The sequence below is a fragment of the Sphingomonas sorbitolis genome (assembly GCF_036663875.1).
Taxonomy (GTDB): domain Bacteria; phylum Pseudomonadota; class Alphaproteobacteria; order Sphingomonadales; family Sphingomonadaceae; genus Sphingomonas.
In genome coordinates this window covers 81281-96762 of the sequence record NZ_JAXOJS010000007.1, presented here as the reverse complement: position 1 = coordinate 96762, position 15482 = coordinate 81281, and the positions used below count along the sequence as shown (strand labels likewise).

General features: G+C 69.8%; 11 protein-coding genes. 4 read left to right on the top strand and 7 right to left on the bottom strand.

The window, feature by feature from the left end; all coding sequences use genetic code 11:
• From U1763_RS18735 to U1763_RS18720, 4 genes are all read left to right on the top strand, one after another.
• A partial coding sequence (locus tag U1763_RS18735) for an IS91 family transposase (RefSeq protein ID WP_332756440.1) occupies positions 1-649 on the top strand: 649 nt, incomplete at its 5' end.
• Between the two features lie 931 nt (positions 650-1580).
• Positions 1581-3326 (top strand): type I secretion system permease/ATPase, encoded by a 1746-nt coding sequence (locus U1763_RS18730; protein ID WP_332756439.1) that lies wholly within the window; start codon positions 1581-1583, stop codon positions 3324-3326.
• Positions 3323-4696 carry an HlyD family type I secretion periplasmic adaptor subunit gene (locus U1763_RS18725; protein ID WP_332756438.1) on the top strand — a complete coding sequence of 458 codons (1374 nt, stop codon included), beginning with the start codon at positions 3323-3325 and terminating at the stop codon, positions 4694-4696. The genes U1763_RS18730 and U1763_RS18725 overlap by 4 nt, the downstream gene beginning before the upstream one ends.
• Entirely contained in the window at positions 4686-6281 is a 1596-nt protein-coding gene (locus U1763_RS18720) for a TolC family outer membrane protein (RefSeq protein ID WP_332756437.1), read from the top strand. The genes U1763_RS18725 and U1763_RS18720 overlap by 11 nt, the downstream gene beginning before the upstream one ends.
• A gap of 291 nt (positions 6282-6572) precedes the next feature.
• Here U1763_RS18720 and pelF read toward each other — a convergent pair whose 3' ends face one another.
• The 7 genes from pelF to pelG are packed head-to-tail and all read right to left on the bottom strand — an operon-like array spanning position 6573 to position 15458.
• Positions 6573-8111, bottom strand: coding sequence for a GT4 family glycosyltransferase PelF (gene pelF, locus U1763_RS18715; RefSeq protein WP_332756436.1), 1539 nt, complete (start codon positions 8109-8111; stop codon positions 6573-6575).
• Complete coding sequence (locus U1763_RS18710; protein ID WP_332756435.1) at positions 8084-9082, bottom strand: hypothetical protein; 999 nt, start codon at positions 9080-9082, stop codon at positions 8084-8086. Before U1763_RS18710 ends, pelF begins: the two co-directional genes overlap by 28 nt.
• Positions 9007-9975 (bottom strand): hypothetical protein, encoded by a 969-nt coding sequence (locus tag U1763_RS18705; RefSeq protein WP_332756434.1) that lies wholly within the window; start codon positions 9973-9975, stop codon positions 9007-9009. The genes U1763_RS18710 and U1763_RS18705 overlap by 76 nt, the downstream gene beginning before the upstream one ends.
• Entirely contained in the window at positions 9972-11447 is a 1476-nt protein-coding gene (locus tag U1763_RS18700) for a hypothetical protein (protein WP_332756433.1), read from the bottom strand. The genes U1763_RS18705 and U1763_RS18700 overlap by 4 nt, the downstream gene beginning before the upstream one ends.
• Positions 11444-13171, bottom strand: a complete 1728-nt coding sequence (locus U1763_RS18695; RefSeq protein WP_332756432.1) for a hypothetical protein — start codon at positions 13169-13171, stop codon at positions 11444-11446. Before U1763_RS18695 ends, U1763_RS18700 begins: the two co-directional genes overlap by 4 nt.
• Positions 13168-14046, bottom strand: a complete 879-nt coding sequence (locus U1763_RS18690) for a glycoside hydrolase family 191 protein (protein WP_332756431.1) — start codon at positions 14044-14046, stop codon at positions 13168-13170. Before U1763_RS18690 ends, U1763_RS18695 begins: the two co-directional genes overlap by 4 nt.
• Positions 14047-14060: 14 nt before the next feature.
• Complete coding sequence (gene pelG, locus U1763_RS18685) at positions 14061-15458, bottom strand: exopolysaccharide Pel transporter PelG (RefSeq protein ID WP_332756430.1); 1398 nt, start codon at positions 15456-15458, stop codon at positions 14061-14063.
• Positions 15459-15482 lie beyond the last annotated feature (24 nt).

Genomic DNA, 15482 nt, shown 5'->3' with positions numbered 1-15482 from the left:
CGCGTTCCTCCTGCCGGTACGCGTCCTGGGTAAGCTGTTTCGTCGCCTGTTCCTGACCCGGCTGATGTTGCTGCACGAAACTGGGCGCCTCGCGTTCTACGGCAGGCTCGCGCACCTTGCCGACCGGCGTGCATTCCTGCGGCACCTGTCCCTGGTCAGGAAGAAGCGCTGGGTTGTCTACGCCAAGCCGCCGTTTGCCGGCCCCGAGACGGTGCTCGCCTATCTGTCGCGCTACACGCACCGCGTTGCGATCTCGAACAGCCGGATCCTGCGCTTCGACCAGACCGGCGTTACCTTCCGCTATAAAGACTATCGCCGGGGTGGCGCCGACCGCCAGCAGGTCATGACACTGACCGCCGACGAGTTCATCCGCCGCTTCCTGCTCCACGTCCTGCCGAAGGGCTTCCACCGCATCCGCCACTATGGCCTGCTCGCAGGCGCCACCCGCAAGGCGCATCTCGAAAGAGCCCGCGAACTGCTCGGGGTCGCACCGCCCGCGGCGTCCGACGCACGAGCCGAACCGGACGACATCCGGCCGCCATGCCCGTGTTGCGGCGGGCGTATGGTGGTCATCGAGACCTTCCTTAGCCAGCGCCAGGCCCGCGCTCCACCGGCTCCTGCGCCGTTATCCGGGATACAGGCGTCGTGACCCGGCACGGCCAAGGAGTTATCTATCTCGCAGGGCTCGTGCTTGCGGAGACGATGTTACCTGCGCCGATAGCCATCAGAGGGGCGGCCACACCGAGCAAAGCCGCGCTGTCCGCGCTGGCGAACCCATCATGCTCACCCGGATTCGGGCGGTCTGCTTTCAGGCCCGCGCCTACATCTGCCGTGGCGCTGGTCACCAAGACCGGCCGGAAACCGAAAACCCCATAGCGCATCGCCTGCGGCCCGCGGGTTCGGGCTTCCAAGACTTTCGTACGCCTGCCGGCATCCGAAACTCTTCAGGAAAGCGGACCGGCCGTTTTCGAGCAGCGATCACCGTAACCGGACGTTCGTTCAGACTACGGGCAGGGGGCGAATCCGACTTTTGGTGGAAACCAAACTGGCTTCTTTCGAGCGGCGCTCACCGTAACCGGCGCTTCGTTCATGCGGTCGGGTAGGGGGGGACCTCAACCAGATCGGCGCTCGCATGGCGCTTAGCGCTCGAATGATTAAGCTTGATGGAGATATCGGTATCCGCGGTGTTGTGGAAGATCGTCGTCGAGATGTCTGGACTAGCAAGGAGTGCGAACTAGAGGGCTTCATTCGCCAACGTTTGGCCAAGTGTTAGACCGTTGTATTTGAAGTGATTCTTGTCCTAAGCTGTCTTCGCTATTCCGACATGCAGTGGTCGCTGTACGCGAGGTAGTCGAACACCGGGGCGATCAGCGAGACGGGGCCTTAGACATGTTCGCCAGTGTAATGATATCTCGATTGAAAAGCCGTAATTGCCTGCGGCATACCGAGAACGGTGTGGCGGCAGTTCATTCGGATCTTCTCGAATTGCCGCTATCGGACAACCCGCTTGTCGGGTGTCCCCGACGATCGCAAGTGCCTGCGAAACCGTTCGTTTAACCTTTGGCGGCTAAGCGGACGGCATGCCGACGTCCTTCTCCGCGCCTGCGACGGCAACGTCCGGGCATCGCCAGAATGCCCTGGCCAACGCCGTTCGGGGGTGTCGACGCCATCTCGTCTTCGCCGCGGTGTTCTCAGGCCTGGTGAACGTCCTGTACCTCGTCCCGTCGATCTTCATGCTTCAGGTGTACGACCGTGTGGTGCCGACGCGCGGCGGTGCGACCTTGCTGTTGCTGACGCTGATCCTGGTGCTGTCGCTGATCGTGTTCGCGATCCTCGACGCGGTGCGGATGCGGCTGCTGCTGCGCGCGAGCACGCGGCTCGAACGTCAGGCCGCGCCGGGCATATTGCTGCGGATTCTTGGCACCGATGGCGCGACGATCGGCCAGCGTAGCCAGGCGATGCGCGATTTCGATACGGTGCGCGGCACGCTGACCGGGCCGACGATCGTCGCGCTGTTCGATGCGCCCTGGGCACCGATCTATATCGGCATCGCATTCCTGCTCCATCCGTGGATCGGAGTGCTGGCGCTGGTCAGCGCGCTGCTGCTCGGCGGCATCGCGATTGCCAGCGACCGCGTCACCGCCGCCGCGGCACGCGACACGCATGCGCGCGCGGTGCTGGCGACGCGCGAGCAGGACGTGTCGATCCACGGATCCGAGGTCGCGCGCGTGATGGGGATGCGCAACGCGCTGATCACCCGTCATCTGCTCGAGCGTGCCGAGTTGGTTCGCCGTCAGTCCGCGCTCGCCGGCACCGCGGGGCAGTTCCTTGCGATCACCAAGTTCCTCCGCCTGCTGCTGCAATCGCTCGCGCTGGCGCTGGGGGCGCTGCTGGCGATCCGGCAGGATATCTCGGGTGGGGCGATCTTTGCCGCGTCGCTGTTGCTCGGGCGCGCGCTCCAGCCGGTCGAACAGATCCTCGGCGCGATGAAGCCGCTCGCCGCCGCGCGCAACGCCTACCGCGATCTCGATGCGTTCTGCGCGATGCCGGGGCCGTCGCTCGATGCGACCACGCTGCCGACGCCGGTCGGCCGGATCGACGTGCGCGGCGTCACCGTCCGTGCCGAGGGGACCGACCGAGCGCTGCTGTCGGACATCAGTTTCGCGATCGAACCCGGCGAGATCGTCGCGCTGGTCGGCCCGAGCGGGGCGGGCAAGTCGACGCTGCTCCGCGTGCTGTCGGGGGCGCTGTCGCCCGACACCGGCGAGGTCCGGATCGACGGGGCGAGCTTGGCGGACTGGAACCGCGAACAGCTCGGCCGTCACGTCGGCTACATGCCGCAATCGCCGTCGCTGTTCCCGACCTCGGTCCACACCAACATCTCACGGTTCCAGTCGGTGCTGGCGGGCGAAAGCGAGCAACTCGACGCCGCGGTGGTCGAGGCGGCGCAGGCGGCGGGCGCGCATGACGTGATCCTCGGCTTGCCCAATGGCTATGCGACGATGCTCAGCATGGCGGACGGATCGGGGCTGTCGGCGGGGCAGAACCAGTCGGTTGCGCTGGCGCGCGCGTTGTTCGGGACGCCGACGATCCTGTTCCTCGACGAGCCCAACGCGCATCTCGACAGTGATGGCGAGGCGCGGCTGGTGACGACGCTCGCGGCGCTGCGTCGGCGTGGTGCGACGGTGATCGTCTCGACGCATCGCACCGGGCTGCTCCAGGCGGTCGACAAGATCATGGTGTTGCGCTGCGGCACGATCCAGCTGTTCGACGAACGCGCCAAGGTCGTTCGGCCGCATGTCGCCGCTGCGGGAGGCGTACGATGATCCCCGCCGAACTGGCCAGCCCGGTCCCCGCGGCTGGTGGCGCGAGCCTTGCCGATCGCCTCCGCCTCGACGACTCTCCCCGTCACGCGATCCTCGTCGGTGGGATCGTCGCGATCCTGTTCTTCGTCGTCGGGCTCGGCTGGGCGGCGTTCGCGCGGCTCGATGCGGCGGCGGCGGGCGAGGGGCAGGTGGTCGTCGCGGGCAATCGCCAGACCGTCCAGCACCGCGAGGGCGGGATCGTCGCGGCGATGGCCGCGCGCGACGGCCAGCACGTCCGCGCCGGCGACATCCTGTTCCGGCTCGAAGGCGCGGAAGTCACAGCAAGCGAACGCGCGCTGGCCGCGAGCGTGATCGACCTCCAGGCACAACGCGCGCGGCTGGAGGCGGACGTTCGCGGCGGCGCGATCGTCTGGCCCGCGGAGTTCGCGTCCGCGCAGGGCGACGACCGGCGCCTTGTCGATCGCGCGAAGTCGCTCCAGATCGCGCAACGCACCGCGCGCTCGGCGGCGTTGGCGGCGAACGGCGCGGTGCTCCGCCAGCAGGCGGCGACCGTCGCGCAGCAGACCACCGGCTTCAACGCACAGGCGCAGGCCACCGCCCGCCAGCGCGCCTCGCTCCGCCAGCAGCTCGAGAGCACGCGCGCGCTTGCCGACCAAGGCTATGTCTCGCGCAACACTGTGCGCGCGATCGAACGCTCGATCCAGCAGCTCGAAGGGACCGACGCCGACTATGTCTCGCGCTCGGCGGCAGCCCGCGAACAGATCGGCCAGACGCGGGCGGAGGGCGTCCAGACGCGCCGCAAATATGTCGAGGACAGCGCCACGCTGCTCCGCGACACGCAGTTCCAGCTGAACGAGGTCATGCCGAAGTTCGCCGCCGCCCGCGAGCAGCTGGCGCGGACGATCATCCGCGCGCCGGTGGCCGGCCGCATCGTTGGCTTGCGCGTCTTCTCCGTGGGGGGCGTGATCCAGCCGGGGCAGGCGATCCTCGACATCGTCCCCGACGCCGCGCCGCTAGTGGTGCGCGCGAACTTCTCGCCGAGCGATATCGACGGCGTGTTCGCGGGGCGCGAGGCCGAGGTGAAGTTCCTGTCGTTGCACGAACGCGACCTGCCGATCCTGCTCGGCACGGTCCGCACGGTTTCCGCCGACTCACTGCGCGACGAGCAGACCGGCCACAGCTACTTCAGCGCCGAGATCACCGTGCCGCGCGACCAGATCGCCAAGATCGAGGCGGTCCGCGGTCGCGATACCGGGATTCGCGCGGGCGTCCCCGTCACCGTGCTGGTCAAGCTGCGCTCACGCACCGCGCTCGACTATCTGCTCGATCCGTTGACCGAAGCCTTTTCCAGGTCGCTCCATGAACGCTGATATCCTTCGCCTCGCCACCGCCCTGCTGCTCGCGACCCCGGCGGTCGCGCAGACCGCGCCGGAAACGCAGGTCGCGGCGCCCGAGACGCTCGGCCAGGCGATCGCCGATGCCTATCGCACCAATCCGTCGCTGGAGGGGCAGCGGGCGCAACTCCGCGCGCTGGACGAGCAGATCGTCCAGGCGGGTGCCGCCTACCGGCTCACCGCGGGCGTCAACATGACGCTGCAATACCAGTCGCAGGACCAGCGCGGGCTGCTCGGCGATTTCGCCGTGGCGCGCGGGCGGACGATGGGGGCCACGCTCACGGCATCGCAGATCCTGCTCAACGGCGGGCGGACCGCGGCGCAGGTCTCGGCGGCGGAGGCGGCCGTGCTGGCGGGGCGCGAGCGACTGCGCGAGGCGGAGAACGCGATCCTGTACGAGGTCGTCGACGCCTATGTGTCGGTGCGCCGCGATCAGGCGCTGGTGGCGATCCAGCAACGCTCGCTCGACTCCTATGGGCGGCAGGTGACGCAGGCGATCGCGCGCGAACGCGGCGGCGACCTGACCCGCACCGACATCGCGCAGGCGCAGGCGCAACGCGAGATCATCCGCGCGCAGCTGGCGCAGGCGACGGTCAATCTCCAGGCGAGCCGGGGGCGATTCGCCGCGGTGGTCGGGCGCAATCCGGGGACGCTGCTCGCGCCGCCGACGCTGCCGGGGCTGCCCAATTCGCTCGATTCCGCGTTTGCGATCGCCGAGAAGGAGAGCCCAAGCCTGTGGCAGGCGATCCTCGCGACCAGGGCGGGCGATGCGCGGATCGCCGCGCAACGCGCCGAGCGCGCGCCGATCGTCGCGCTGTCGGGCAGCTATGGCTATGCCAGCCCCTATACCTATCAGGTGCGCGATCTGGGCGCGCAGGCGACCGGCGCGGTCACGCTGACGATGCCACTGCTGAGCGGCGGTGTGATCGGATCGCGCGTCCGCGCCGCGATCGCCGAACGCCAGCAGCTCGGCTTCGAGGTCGAGACCGCGCGGCGCACGGCGCTCGCCAATGCGCAGAACGCTTGGAATCAGGCGGTCGCGGGCGGCGAGCAGATGACCGCGGGGCAACGCGCGACCGAGGCGGCGGAGTCCGCGCTTACCGGCGTCCAGCGTGGCTTTGCGGAAGGGTTTCGGTCGAATTTCGAAGTGCTCGATTCGGAACAGCGCCTGCTCACTGCGCAACTCGTGTTCGTCAACGCGACCTACGGCGCCTATGCCGCCGAAGCGCGTCTGCTGGCGACGCTGGGCCGGCTCCAGGCGGCGGCGATCGACCAGGGCGTGCCGGCCTACGACCCTGCGCGCAACACGCAGCGCGTGCGGGCGGCGACCTTCGGCCCGTTCGACCCGATCCTCGCGCCGATCGACCGCGCGCAGGTGCCAAGCAGCCGCGCGCGTGCCGCGCCGATCGTCGCCCCCGCCACCGATACGCGGATACGCCCTGCGATCGTCGAGGCCTTGCCCGGCCCGCTCGGCGCCACCCTCCCGATCGCAACGATCCCCGTACTGGCGACCCCGGCAAGCGCCGACCTGAGCGACGCGGTGGTAACCGGCGGGGCCTGAGCAGCCGCGCGACATCTTCCGTCTCAGGACCCAGAGGACCAAAGAACGCCGCTCGTAACCCTGGGCCCTGACTTTCGTCAGGATGACGGAGCGGGGAGGGGCGCCGGCCCCGCATGCCCGCAATCCTCCCCCGCCACGGGGAGGTGGCGCCGAAGGCGACGGAGGGGGCGGACACGGACCGCTCGTCATCGTTTCCTCCCCCTCCGTCTGGCAAAGGTGTCAGCCACCTCCCCCTGGCGGGGGAGGATCATGCGGCTTGAGCGCTCGTGAACCGGGTTCGGAGCCGGCCATCTATGCCGCCATCAGCGACCCGTATAACGCGGCATAGGCGCCGATGATCGTGTCGTGATCGTAATCGCGCCGCACCCGTTCGCGCATCGTCTCGCCCATGGCCGTCCGCAGCGCGGGATCGCCGGCGATCGCCAGGATGCCCGCGGCGGTCGCGGCCGGGTTGACCAGCGGCGTGACGATCCCGCCATGTCCCGAGTCCGTGCCGCCGCGGCCCTCGATCATCTCGCGGCAGCTACCGACGTCGGGCGCGACCACCGGGATGCCGCACGCGCCGCCCTCGAGGATCACCAGCGGCTGCGCTTCGGACAGGCTGGTCAGCACGAGCAGGTCGATCCTCGCCATCCAGTCCTCGATCCGCACGCGGCCGGCAAAGCGGAACACCACACCCAGCGCGAGATCCTCGACCAGCCGGGTACATTCGGCAGCATATTCGGGGTCCTCGTCCTCGGGGCCGAGCACGACGAAGCGCAGGTCGGGGCGTTCGGCATGCGCGATCGCGGCGGCGCGGATGTACGTCTTCACATCCTTGATCGGTACCACCCGGCCGAGCAGCGCGACCAGCGGATGCGCCGGATCGCGCTGATCCGGGAGGCTTGCGAACCGCTTCGAGTCGATGCCGTTGGGGATTACGCGGACCCGGTCCGCGGCGGCGCCCAGGCGGCGTTGGACCGCGGTGTTCTCACCGTACAGCGCGACGATCGGATCGCAGCTGTCGTAACAGGCTGTCGCATAGCTGGTGAACGCGCGCACCCACAGGTCGCGCAGATCGCGGACGCTGCGTTCGAGTTCGAGCCCGGTATCGACCTGGTCGCCAATCCAGTCCGCCATCATCACCTCGATCTGGCGTTCGAGCAGGTAGATGCCGTGCTCGGTGATGAACGCCGGGCGTCCGGTCTCGCGTGCGGCACGGGCCGCCAGCAGCCCGGCGAACCCGGTCGAGATCGTGTGATACGCCTTCGCGCGCGGCAGGGGCGTGGTCAGCACCGCGAGCAGCCCGCCCAGCAGCACGCGCATCGCCCAGAAATAATGGTGGAACGACGCCTTGGGCAACATCGCCTGGTAATGCCGCCTGAGCCGCGCGAAGACGGCTGGATGCGACAGGATGTCGCCGGGCGCGAGCGGCCGGGCGGTGCCGCCGATCAGGTCGATCAGCGTGGCGAGCCGCTCCGCGCCGCCGGTCGCAACGAACGCGACCAGCGCATCGGCGATCGGCACCGCGATCCGATCGGGGATCGCGCGCGGCACGGCGGGCGCGGGCGCGAGGCCGATCTCGACGATCCCGACGACGTTGGGCGGCGGGGTCAGCTGGAACGGCAGCATATCCGCGCCGGGCTTGATCGCGACGATCACGAACCGGACGTCGGGCAGATGCGTGATCAGATCCTGCAGCCAGCCGGACACGCCGCCGATCACATAGGGATACGCACCCTCGACGATCAGGCAGATGTCCGCCTCGGGGATGTCGCGCGACGCGGACCTGGACCGGTCGGGGGCCAAGGCCGACAGCGCGATCACGCCGCGGCTCCCGTCAGCCACCATGTCGCCAGCGTCGTCGCGCCGCGGTCGCTACCGTCGACGGGAGCGTCGTCCTGCTCCGACGATGCCTCGATCGTGGTCGCCATCCGGTCGATCCCGTCATAATCGCCGGCAGCCCACAGTGCCTCGATCATCAACGCGTCGCGCGTTTCCGATCGCGGATCATCTGCCCCGGACGCTACCGAAGCAACCATCGTCGCGACCGCGTCTTCGCGGAGGTGACGGCGTTGCGAATCGGACAGCAGCACGTCCGAGCGGGCATGATCCCCGAGCAGCGTGGCCAGGCTTAGCGCGGCATCCGGATCGATGCCCTCGGCAACCCGCGCCGACAGCCGCGCGCGCGCCAGCACCAAGTTTTCCGCGACCCGCGACGACGCGGCGGCGGCCAGCGCGCGGATCGTCTGGTCGCCGTCGGTAAGCGCCAGCGCGATGAGCGGCGACAGCGCCGGCTCGAACGATCGCACCACAGTCTCCAGCGCCCGCCGTCGCTCGGCGACCGCACCGTGCCGCATGATCGTCACCAGCGAACTCAGCGTGTCGGGGGTCGCATGATGCACCCGCCCATCGAGCATCCGCGCAACCGCGAGACGCGCGCCGCGCTGCGCGGACCCGCTGGCAACCGGGCCGAACATGGCGTCGTCGCTCCGCTGCGTCGTGGACCGCGATAAACGCCCAAGCGACCCGGCGAGGAGGAGCGCGACGAGCAGTCCGAACGGCCCGAGCACACCAAGCATCGCCGCCGCAAAGCCGGTCGCAGTGCCACCGCGAAGCCACACGCCGAACCCGAACGCGCTCACCACGGCGTGCGCAGCGAGGCCCCAGCCGACCGCGACCCCAAATATCTGGCACGCCGTCAGGATCAGCAGTTCGACGATCGCCAGCGCGATCAGGCGGAGGATCATGCGACCAGCCCGGCGGATCGCACCGACGGCCGTGTCGAGTTCGGCATAGCCGCGAGCAGGGGCGTCAGCCACGTGGTGATCTCGGCGAGTTCGGCGGTACGGCTGGCGTTCAGCGCCTCGAAGGGCAGCGTATGGAGGACCAGGCATCCGACGACCTCACCGGTCTTCCGATCGGGCAAGGCGATGGCGGCAACGCCGATACCGTCGAGCACGTGGCGATCGCTGCGCTTGGCGACATGCAGGACCCGCTTATGCCGTTCGATCCGCTCCATGAGCGCGGCGGGCAGGACGTCGCGTCGTCCCGCAGTGACCGGCCCGCGAAGCCAGGCGCGTGCCTCGTCGCCGGTGACGCGGTAGCAGGTGAAGTCGGGGGTCCGCGCGGCAAGCGCGATCAGCTCGGCGATCGCACCGCGCCGTTCGGTGGGGTCCGGCGAACACAGCCGCGCGGCGGTCTCGATCGCATGACCGACGGTATGCGCTTCGGTTGCGATCTGGACCTGCAACTGGCGATTGGTCTGCGACAGTGTTGCAAAGGCGTCGGTCAGTCGCGCGAGATTACGCGTCGCGACACGGCCGCGCGTCTCGAGCCGATCGTGACGCCCGGTGCGGATGATCGTCACTTCGCCGATGACCCCGGCAACGACGAACCACATCAATGGCTGGAGCGACAAATGGAACAGGTGGTCGAGATAGTCGCGCTCGCCCGGATTGTCGTGAACATGGGCGAGCCACAGTCCCGATGCGATCGCGGCGGCTAGAACGCCGGGGCCGGTGCCGTAGGCGAGCGCCATCACAAGCACAGGGAGCCAATAGGGGTTCGGCTGGACACGCGCAAAGCCGGTGCCGCCGGTCAGCCACCAGTCGAGCGCGGCCAGCGCGGCAAAGGCGATCGCGATCTCCACCGCGATGCGCGCGGGGCGTCGCCACCGGGTCTGCAACGGTCGGTCATGGTGGTCGTGCGTCACTGCGTATCCCCAAGGCTGCGTGTCAGCAGTGCCCGCGCGTAGAGTTGGCGTCCCGAAAAGCCGGGGCGCGCGATCGAGGTGATGCCGCCGCTGCCCTCGACCCGCCAGGCCACCGCGATCGGCGCGGTTATGCCCAGGCTGGCGGTCGGGCCGTCGCCGCCGAACCGGTCGATCGTCCACCCTGCCAGCGCGGTCATCTGGACGGCACCGACCGCGCCGCTCATCAGGCCCTGGACGGTATGGTTCTCGCGGGTGGCGAGCGGAATGAGCGGGAGCCCGTTCACGCCCAGCTGTTGGCGTTGAACATATTCGGCCTCGAACCGATAGGTCAGGCCAAGTGCGGGGAACTGGCGACGGATGAGATAATCCACCCCGCCGCTCGCGACGATGGTGTCGCTTGCGCCGTTGCTGCCGGCGAGCCCATACCGGTTCGCGCCGATATCCGCCTGCCCCAGCAGGCCGGGTGTCAGGCGGTAGGTAACGCCGATCAGTGCGCGTGAGAGATATCCGCCGGCCAGCACCTGCGCCGGGGTCGAGTAGTCGGGCATGTGCCGGGTCAGCGTCGCGCGAAACTGCGCATCGGCGGATCCCGCGGCTGCCTTGGCACCACCGCCGGTAACGCCGTCGTCGAGCGCCGCGGAGGCGAGCAGCTGGACGCGGACGGCGCCGTCGAACGCGGCGGCCAGCGAGGCGTCGAGGATGGTCTCGCCGCTGTGGATGGTCGGCGCATCGGTGCCGACGCGGCTGACGACATGGCGAAGGCCGCCACCGGCGACCAGCGTATCGCCGACCGCGGCGTCGATCCGTGCCCCAAACTCCGCCTGCGACAGATCGCTGCCGTCGCGCGCGGTGACGCCGATGCTCGCCGTCCCGGGTGCGGCGGCGATCGCGCGCCGTGCGGTCAGGTCGTCGGCCGCGAGTGCGCGGTACTCGCGCGCCGCCCCGCGCACGTCGCCGTCTGCGAGCCGCGTGTCGGCGAGCATGCGCGCGGCGCGGCGATCGGTCGGATAGCGTTTCGCCAAGGCTGTCGCGGCGCGTCGTGCCGGCCCCGGATAGCCCGCCGCGGCGTCCGCCTCGATCGCGGCCAGCGCGGCATCGGAGGCGATGTCGTCGGTGCTGTCGGCCAGCGGTTCGCTCGAGGCGGGCGGTGAGAAGGCCAGCGCGACCACCGGTCCCGTCTGCCGCCACGTCATCGTCCACCCGGCGGCGGGACGCAGCACGAGGCTGTCGTCGTTCCAGCGCAGATCGCCGATCGCATCGCCTGCCGCGTCACGGAACGCGGCGATCCGGTCGGACTTGATCGGCTGGTCGAACCGCGCGACCAGCTCGCCGTCGCGGTCCTCGATCCGGACCACGGCCGCGCCGGGCCAGGCGAGCCTGGTCTCGGGCGCGACGATCCGGCTGTCCGCGAAGACGGTACGGGGAACGGTCAGCACGGGTGCATCCGTCAGGCAGAGCAACAGCGCGATCATTGCGCCAACACCGCCCGCGCCCGGCCCGGCTGGCCCTGCGCGATGAGCAGGCGGGCGTGCAGCGCGGCGAGCGATCGGTCACGCGGCATCTCCGACCGCAGTGTTTCGACCAACACTACCGCCTCAGACCGACGCCCGAGCTTTTCCAGGATCTCCACGCGTGCCTTGCTGTCGGCCGGAGTCTGGGCGAGCGCGCGGTCCAGCCAGGGGCGGGCCGCCCGCTCGCCGCCGAGCCGCGCCTGCACGTCGGCCATCAGCCGCAGCGCCGGAAGGTCGGTCGGCGCGGTCGCCAGATGTTCGTCGAGCCCTGCCGCCGCGCCCTTGGCATCGCCCGCATTCCACGCGGTCCAGGCGAGGTCCAGCTGATCACGGGGGGCCGCGACCCCGGCCGCGACGCGGCGTTTCGCGATTGCTGCCGCTTGCGTCGGATCGATCCGTGCGGGGGCGGCGGCCGACAGCGCGCCGAGCTGCGCCGGATCGAGTGCGCGCCCGTCGAGCAGCGACGTCACCAGCGTGCGACCGGCGGCATCATTGCCCGCCGCGCGGGCCAGCGACAGCCGGATCAGCAGCATGTCGGTCTGGCTCGCGAGCGGGTGCCGCGACACGAACGCCAGCGCCTCGCCCGGCCGGTCCCGCTCGGCATAGCGGGCGAGCCAGCCGCGCTGCTGGCTCGCGGTGCCCTGCAGCGCTTGTTGCTTCAGCCAGGAGAGATCCTCGGACCCAGGTCGTGGGCCCATCAGGTACAGCAAGCGCTGCGCTACCGGCGCGGTGGGTGGCATCCCGGTCGCCGCCCGGCGCAGGACGGCGATCGCATCGGCGCGATAACCCGCCGCCAGCAAGCGTTCCGCTTCCCGCTCGGGCTGTGCGCCCGGCGCCGCAGCACGGGCCAGCAATTCGGTCCGCAGACCCTCGCGGTCGCCCGCCTTGGTCATGATTTCCTCGCGCGCGGCCGGACGCTGCGCGACCGGGAGATAGTCGGCCGCCCGCAACCCTGCCGCGGTATCGTTCGCACGCGCCGCCACGCGGATCGCCAGCCAGGGATCCGCCGCCCGCCAGTTCGCGGCCGTCGCCTTGTCCAGCAGCGCGATCAGGTCGCCGCGGCCGGCCGTGTCGGCGCGGCGCGCGAGATCGAGCGACAGCGTGGCATCGGGCGGCGGGATCACATGGTTCGCCGCCGCCGCGATCACGAGGTCGGGCCGATCGATCGCATAGGCCGCCGCGACGATATCCTCAGCCGCCACCGGTCCGCGCTTCTGCGTCGCCTGCGTGACGAGCACGGCTGCATCCGCGGTCCGCCCGGCTCGGCGAAGAAGGTCGACACGCAACCGCCACGTCGCGGCGGTAGCGCCATCGGGCCGCGCCGCGAGATAGTCGAGCGCCACCGCCGGTCTCTTCGCCGCGACCAGATCATAGGCGACCTGCAGCGTCGACACCGGCTGACCCTCCGCGATCAGCCGTATGGTGAGCGCTGCGAGTGCCGCCGCGTCGGCGGTCGCGATCTGCGCCGCGATCGTCGGGTGAAGGGGCGGCAGCACCGGTGGTGATACCGGGGCGGCCGGCATCGAACTCGCCGGCACCGGCGTCGACACCGGTTGCGCACGGCGCTCGGCATGACGGATCTCGCGCGCGTTCGGTAGCAGCATCAACCCGCCCGCGAGCAGGCCAAGCCCCGCCAGCGCGGGCAGGACGATCGCGAGCCGTCCGCGTCGGCGGTCGATCCTCATCCGGTCGGTTCCGGCATCAGGCGGTCGAGCGCGAGCGTCGCAACATAGGGGCTGAACCCCGCCGCGCGCTCACGCGCATATAGCGCCGCGATCTGCGTCGTATCGGCAGGATTCCAGTAATCGAGCGTCATCAACGCCAGTGCCGGGTTCCGGGCTCGCGCGGCGCGCAGGCGACCCGCTTGCCACGCCCAGTCCGACTCACTGAGCAATTCATAGCGTTTGGCAGCGAAATTCCACCGCGACGCCATCGCCTCGCCAAGCAGATAGTCGATCTTCGGCGCGACGTCGGGCAGCAGCGCGTAGCCGCGGTTGAGCATGATGCGGATTTTGGGAAAGCGCGCGCGCACGGCGGCGATCAGCGTCGCGCCTGCCGCCACCATGCCCGTGTTGGCGACCGGATCCTGCCGTTCCATCGCTTCGGCGTTATCCATCGTATCGATGAAGATTCCGTCATAGCCGAGCGCCAGGATCGCGGGGACGAGGCGGTCGAGCACCGCCGCACGCCATGCCGGGTGGCGCAGGTCGGCGAGCCGCGCGTCGGGCCAGTTGGGATTAGCGGCGTTGAGCGCGCCGGCCTTGTCGAGCGCGGCGAAATACGGCCGGCTGCGCTCGACCTCGCCGAAGCTGACATAGCCGAGCAGAATGCTGCCGGGGCCTCGCAGTGGTGCGATCGGCCGGGCATGATGCGGCTCGAGCACCAGCAGCGCGCACGCCCGCGCCAGCGCGGGATCGGTGGTGGCGCCGTAATCGATGCCCCAGCGTAGCGCCGTGTCCGGGGACGGTTTCGGTGTTGCCTGCGACCGCGATCGCGCGCCGATCGTCAGCCCGATCGCTCCCATCGCGAGCACCCGCCGCAGGATCGTCCGGCGTGCCATATCATCAGATCCCGTCATAACAGACGCCCTCCGTGCCCCACGACCGAGGGATTGTTGCCGACGAACAGCAGATAGGTGAGGCTCACCGTGGCTTCGGCGACCAGCGCGATGCCGACCGACGCTCCGACCACCGCACCCGCCATATAGCCCCAGCCGAACGCGGCAAACCCCGCATGCCATTGCAGCAGTGTCGCGATGGCACTGCCGACCGCGAAGGCGCTCCAGGTCAGCAGGATCCGGCCGAACAGATCGTAATAGGCGAGCACGACGGTCGCGGCGATCACCACGAGGTGGAAGACCGTACCGAGCGAGGTCTGGCGAAACGCGAAGATCGCGCGCGCGTCCGCCCCGATCAGGTCGAACAGCGGCACCGCGAACACCCAGGCGAGTGCCGCGACCAGCGCCTGCACCAGCAGCATGATCCGCAGCCCGTCGAACATCGTCCGCGCGAGCTCGCTGCGCGCCTCCTCGATCCGTTGCAGCGTAGAGGTGCCGGTACACCGCACGATCAGGTCGCCGAACGCGCGATCGAAGCGCGTCTCGGTCACGATCAGCAGCAGCGTGAGGCCGGGCACCATCGTCAGCAGCCCGAGAAAGCTGCCCTGGTCGTTGATCGGATTGAGCCGCAACAGGCCGACCGCGCGGAGGCTGTCGGGGCCCAGCCATAACAACCATTTGTCGATCCAGATCGCCGCGACCCCGGCGACCCCCGCCGCAGCGACGATCCAGGCGAGCCGCGGCGTCATCGCATCGCGCGTCGGCAGGACGGGCGGGGCGGAGAAATGCCGGCGGATCACCACCATCATCGCCGCCAACGTCAGGCCGATGCCGCCGGCGATGATGGCGAGCACGGTGACGACGTCGAGCTTGGGTAACAGTGCCAACAGCAGTGTCGCGAAACCGATCCCGAGCAGATAGGCGAGGGGGATCGCGCGGTAACGGCGCAGCGCGGTGAGTAGCGGTGCGGCGATCCAGACCTGCGTCAGCCACGCGAGGATCAGCGTCGCAAGCGCCGCCTCGCCGCGGGGAAGCCGCGCGAGCATGCCGTACACGACCGCGCCGACGCCCAGTGCGATCGCGCCGCCGACCGCGAGCGCGACCAGCATGATCCCCGACACGCCGCCGGCATCGCGTGCGAAAATGCGATCCGCGACCATCCGCGTCGCCAGGATGCCGACCGGCGCGGCGGCGAGCGCGGACAGGCTGAACGCGTAGACCAGGATCGTCTGCACGGTCCGCGCGCCATCGGCGCCGAGATGCGCGCCCGACCAGTGGTTGAGCATCGCCATCGCGACCGCGGTGATCAGCCACGGTCCGGCGCTGATTACCGCACCGAATGCAGCGGCGCCGACGATCCCGCCGACGCCGCCCTCACGCGCGGTTTTCGCTAATTGGAAGCCTATGCCCGCCATAACACTGCCGGCCTATGTCGCGAA

Bases quoted from the DNA above. Each gene is read 5' to 3' on its own strand.
- U1763_RS18730 (WP_332756439.1), top strand. From the start codon at position 1,581: ATGCCGACGTCCTTCTCCGCGCCTGCGACGGCAACGTCCGGGCATCGC.
- U1763_RS18725 (WP_332756438.1), top strand. From the start codon at position 3,323: ATGATCCCCGCCGAACTGGCCAGCCCGGTCCCCGCGGCTGGTGGCGCG.
- U1763_RS18720 (WP_332756437.1), top strand. From the start codon at position 4,686: ATGAACGCTGATATCCTTCGCCTCGCCACCGCCCTGCTGCTCGCGACC.
- pelF (WP_332756436.1), bottom strand. From the start codon at position 8,111: ATGGTGGCTGACGGGAGCCGCGGCGTGATCGCGCTGTCGGCCTTGGCC.
- U1763_RS18700 (WP_332756433.1), bottom strand. From the start codon at position 11,447: ATGATCGCGCTGTTGCTCTGCCTGACGGATGCACCCGTGCTGACCGTT.
- U1763_RS18695 (WP_332756432.1), bottom strand. From the start codon at position 13,171: ATGAGGATCGACCGCCGACGCGGACGGCTCGCGATCGTCCTGCCCGCG.
- U1763_RS18690 (WP_332756431.1), bottom strand. From the start codon at position 14,046: ATGGCACGCCGGACGATCCTGCGGCGGGTGCTCGCGATGGGAGCGATC.
- pelG (WP_332756430.1), bottom strand. From the start codon at position 15,458: ATGGCGGGCATAGGCTTCCAATTAGCGAAAACCGCGCGTGAGGGCGGC.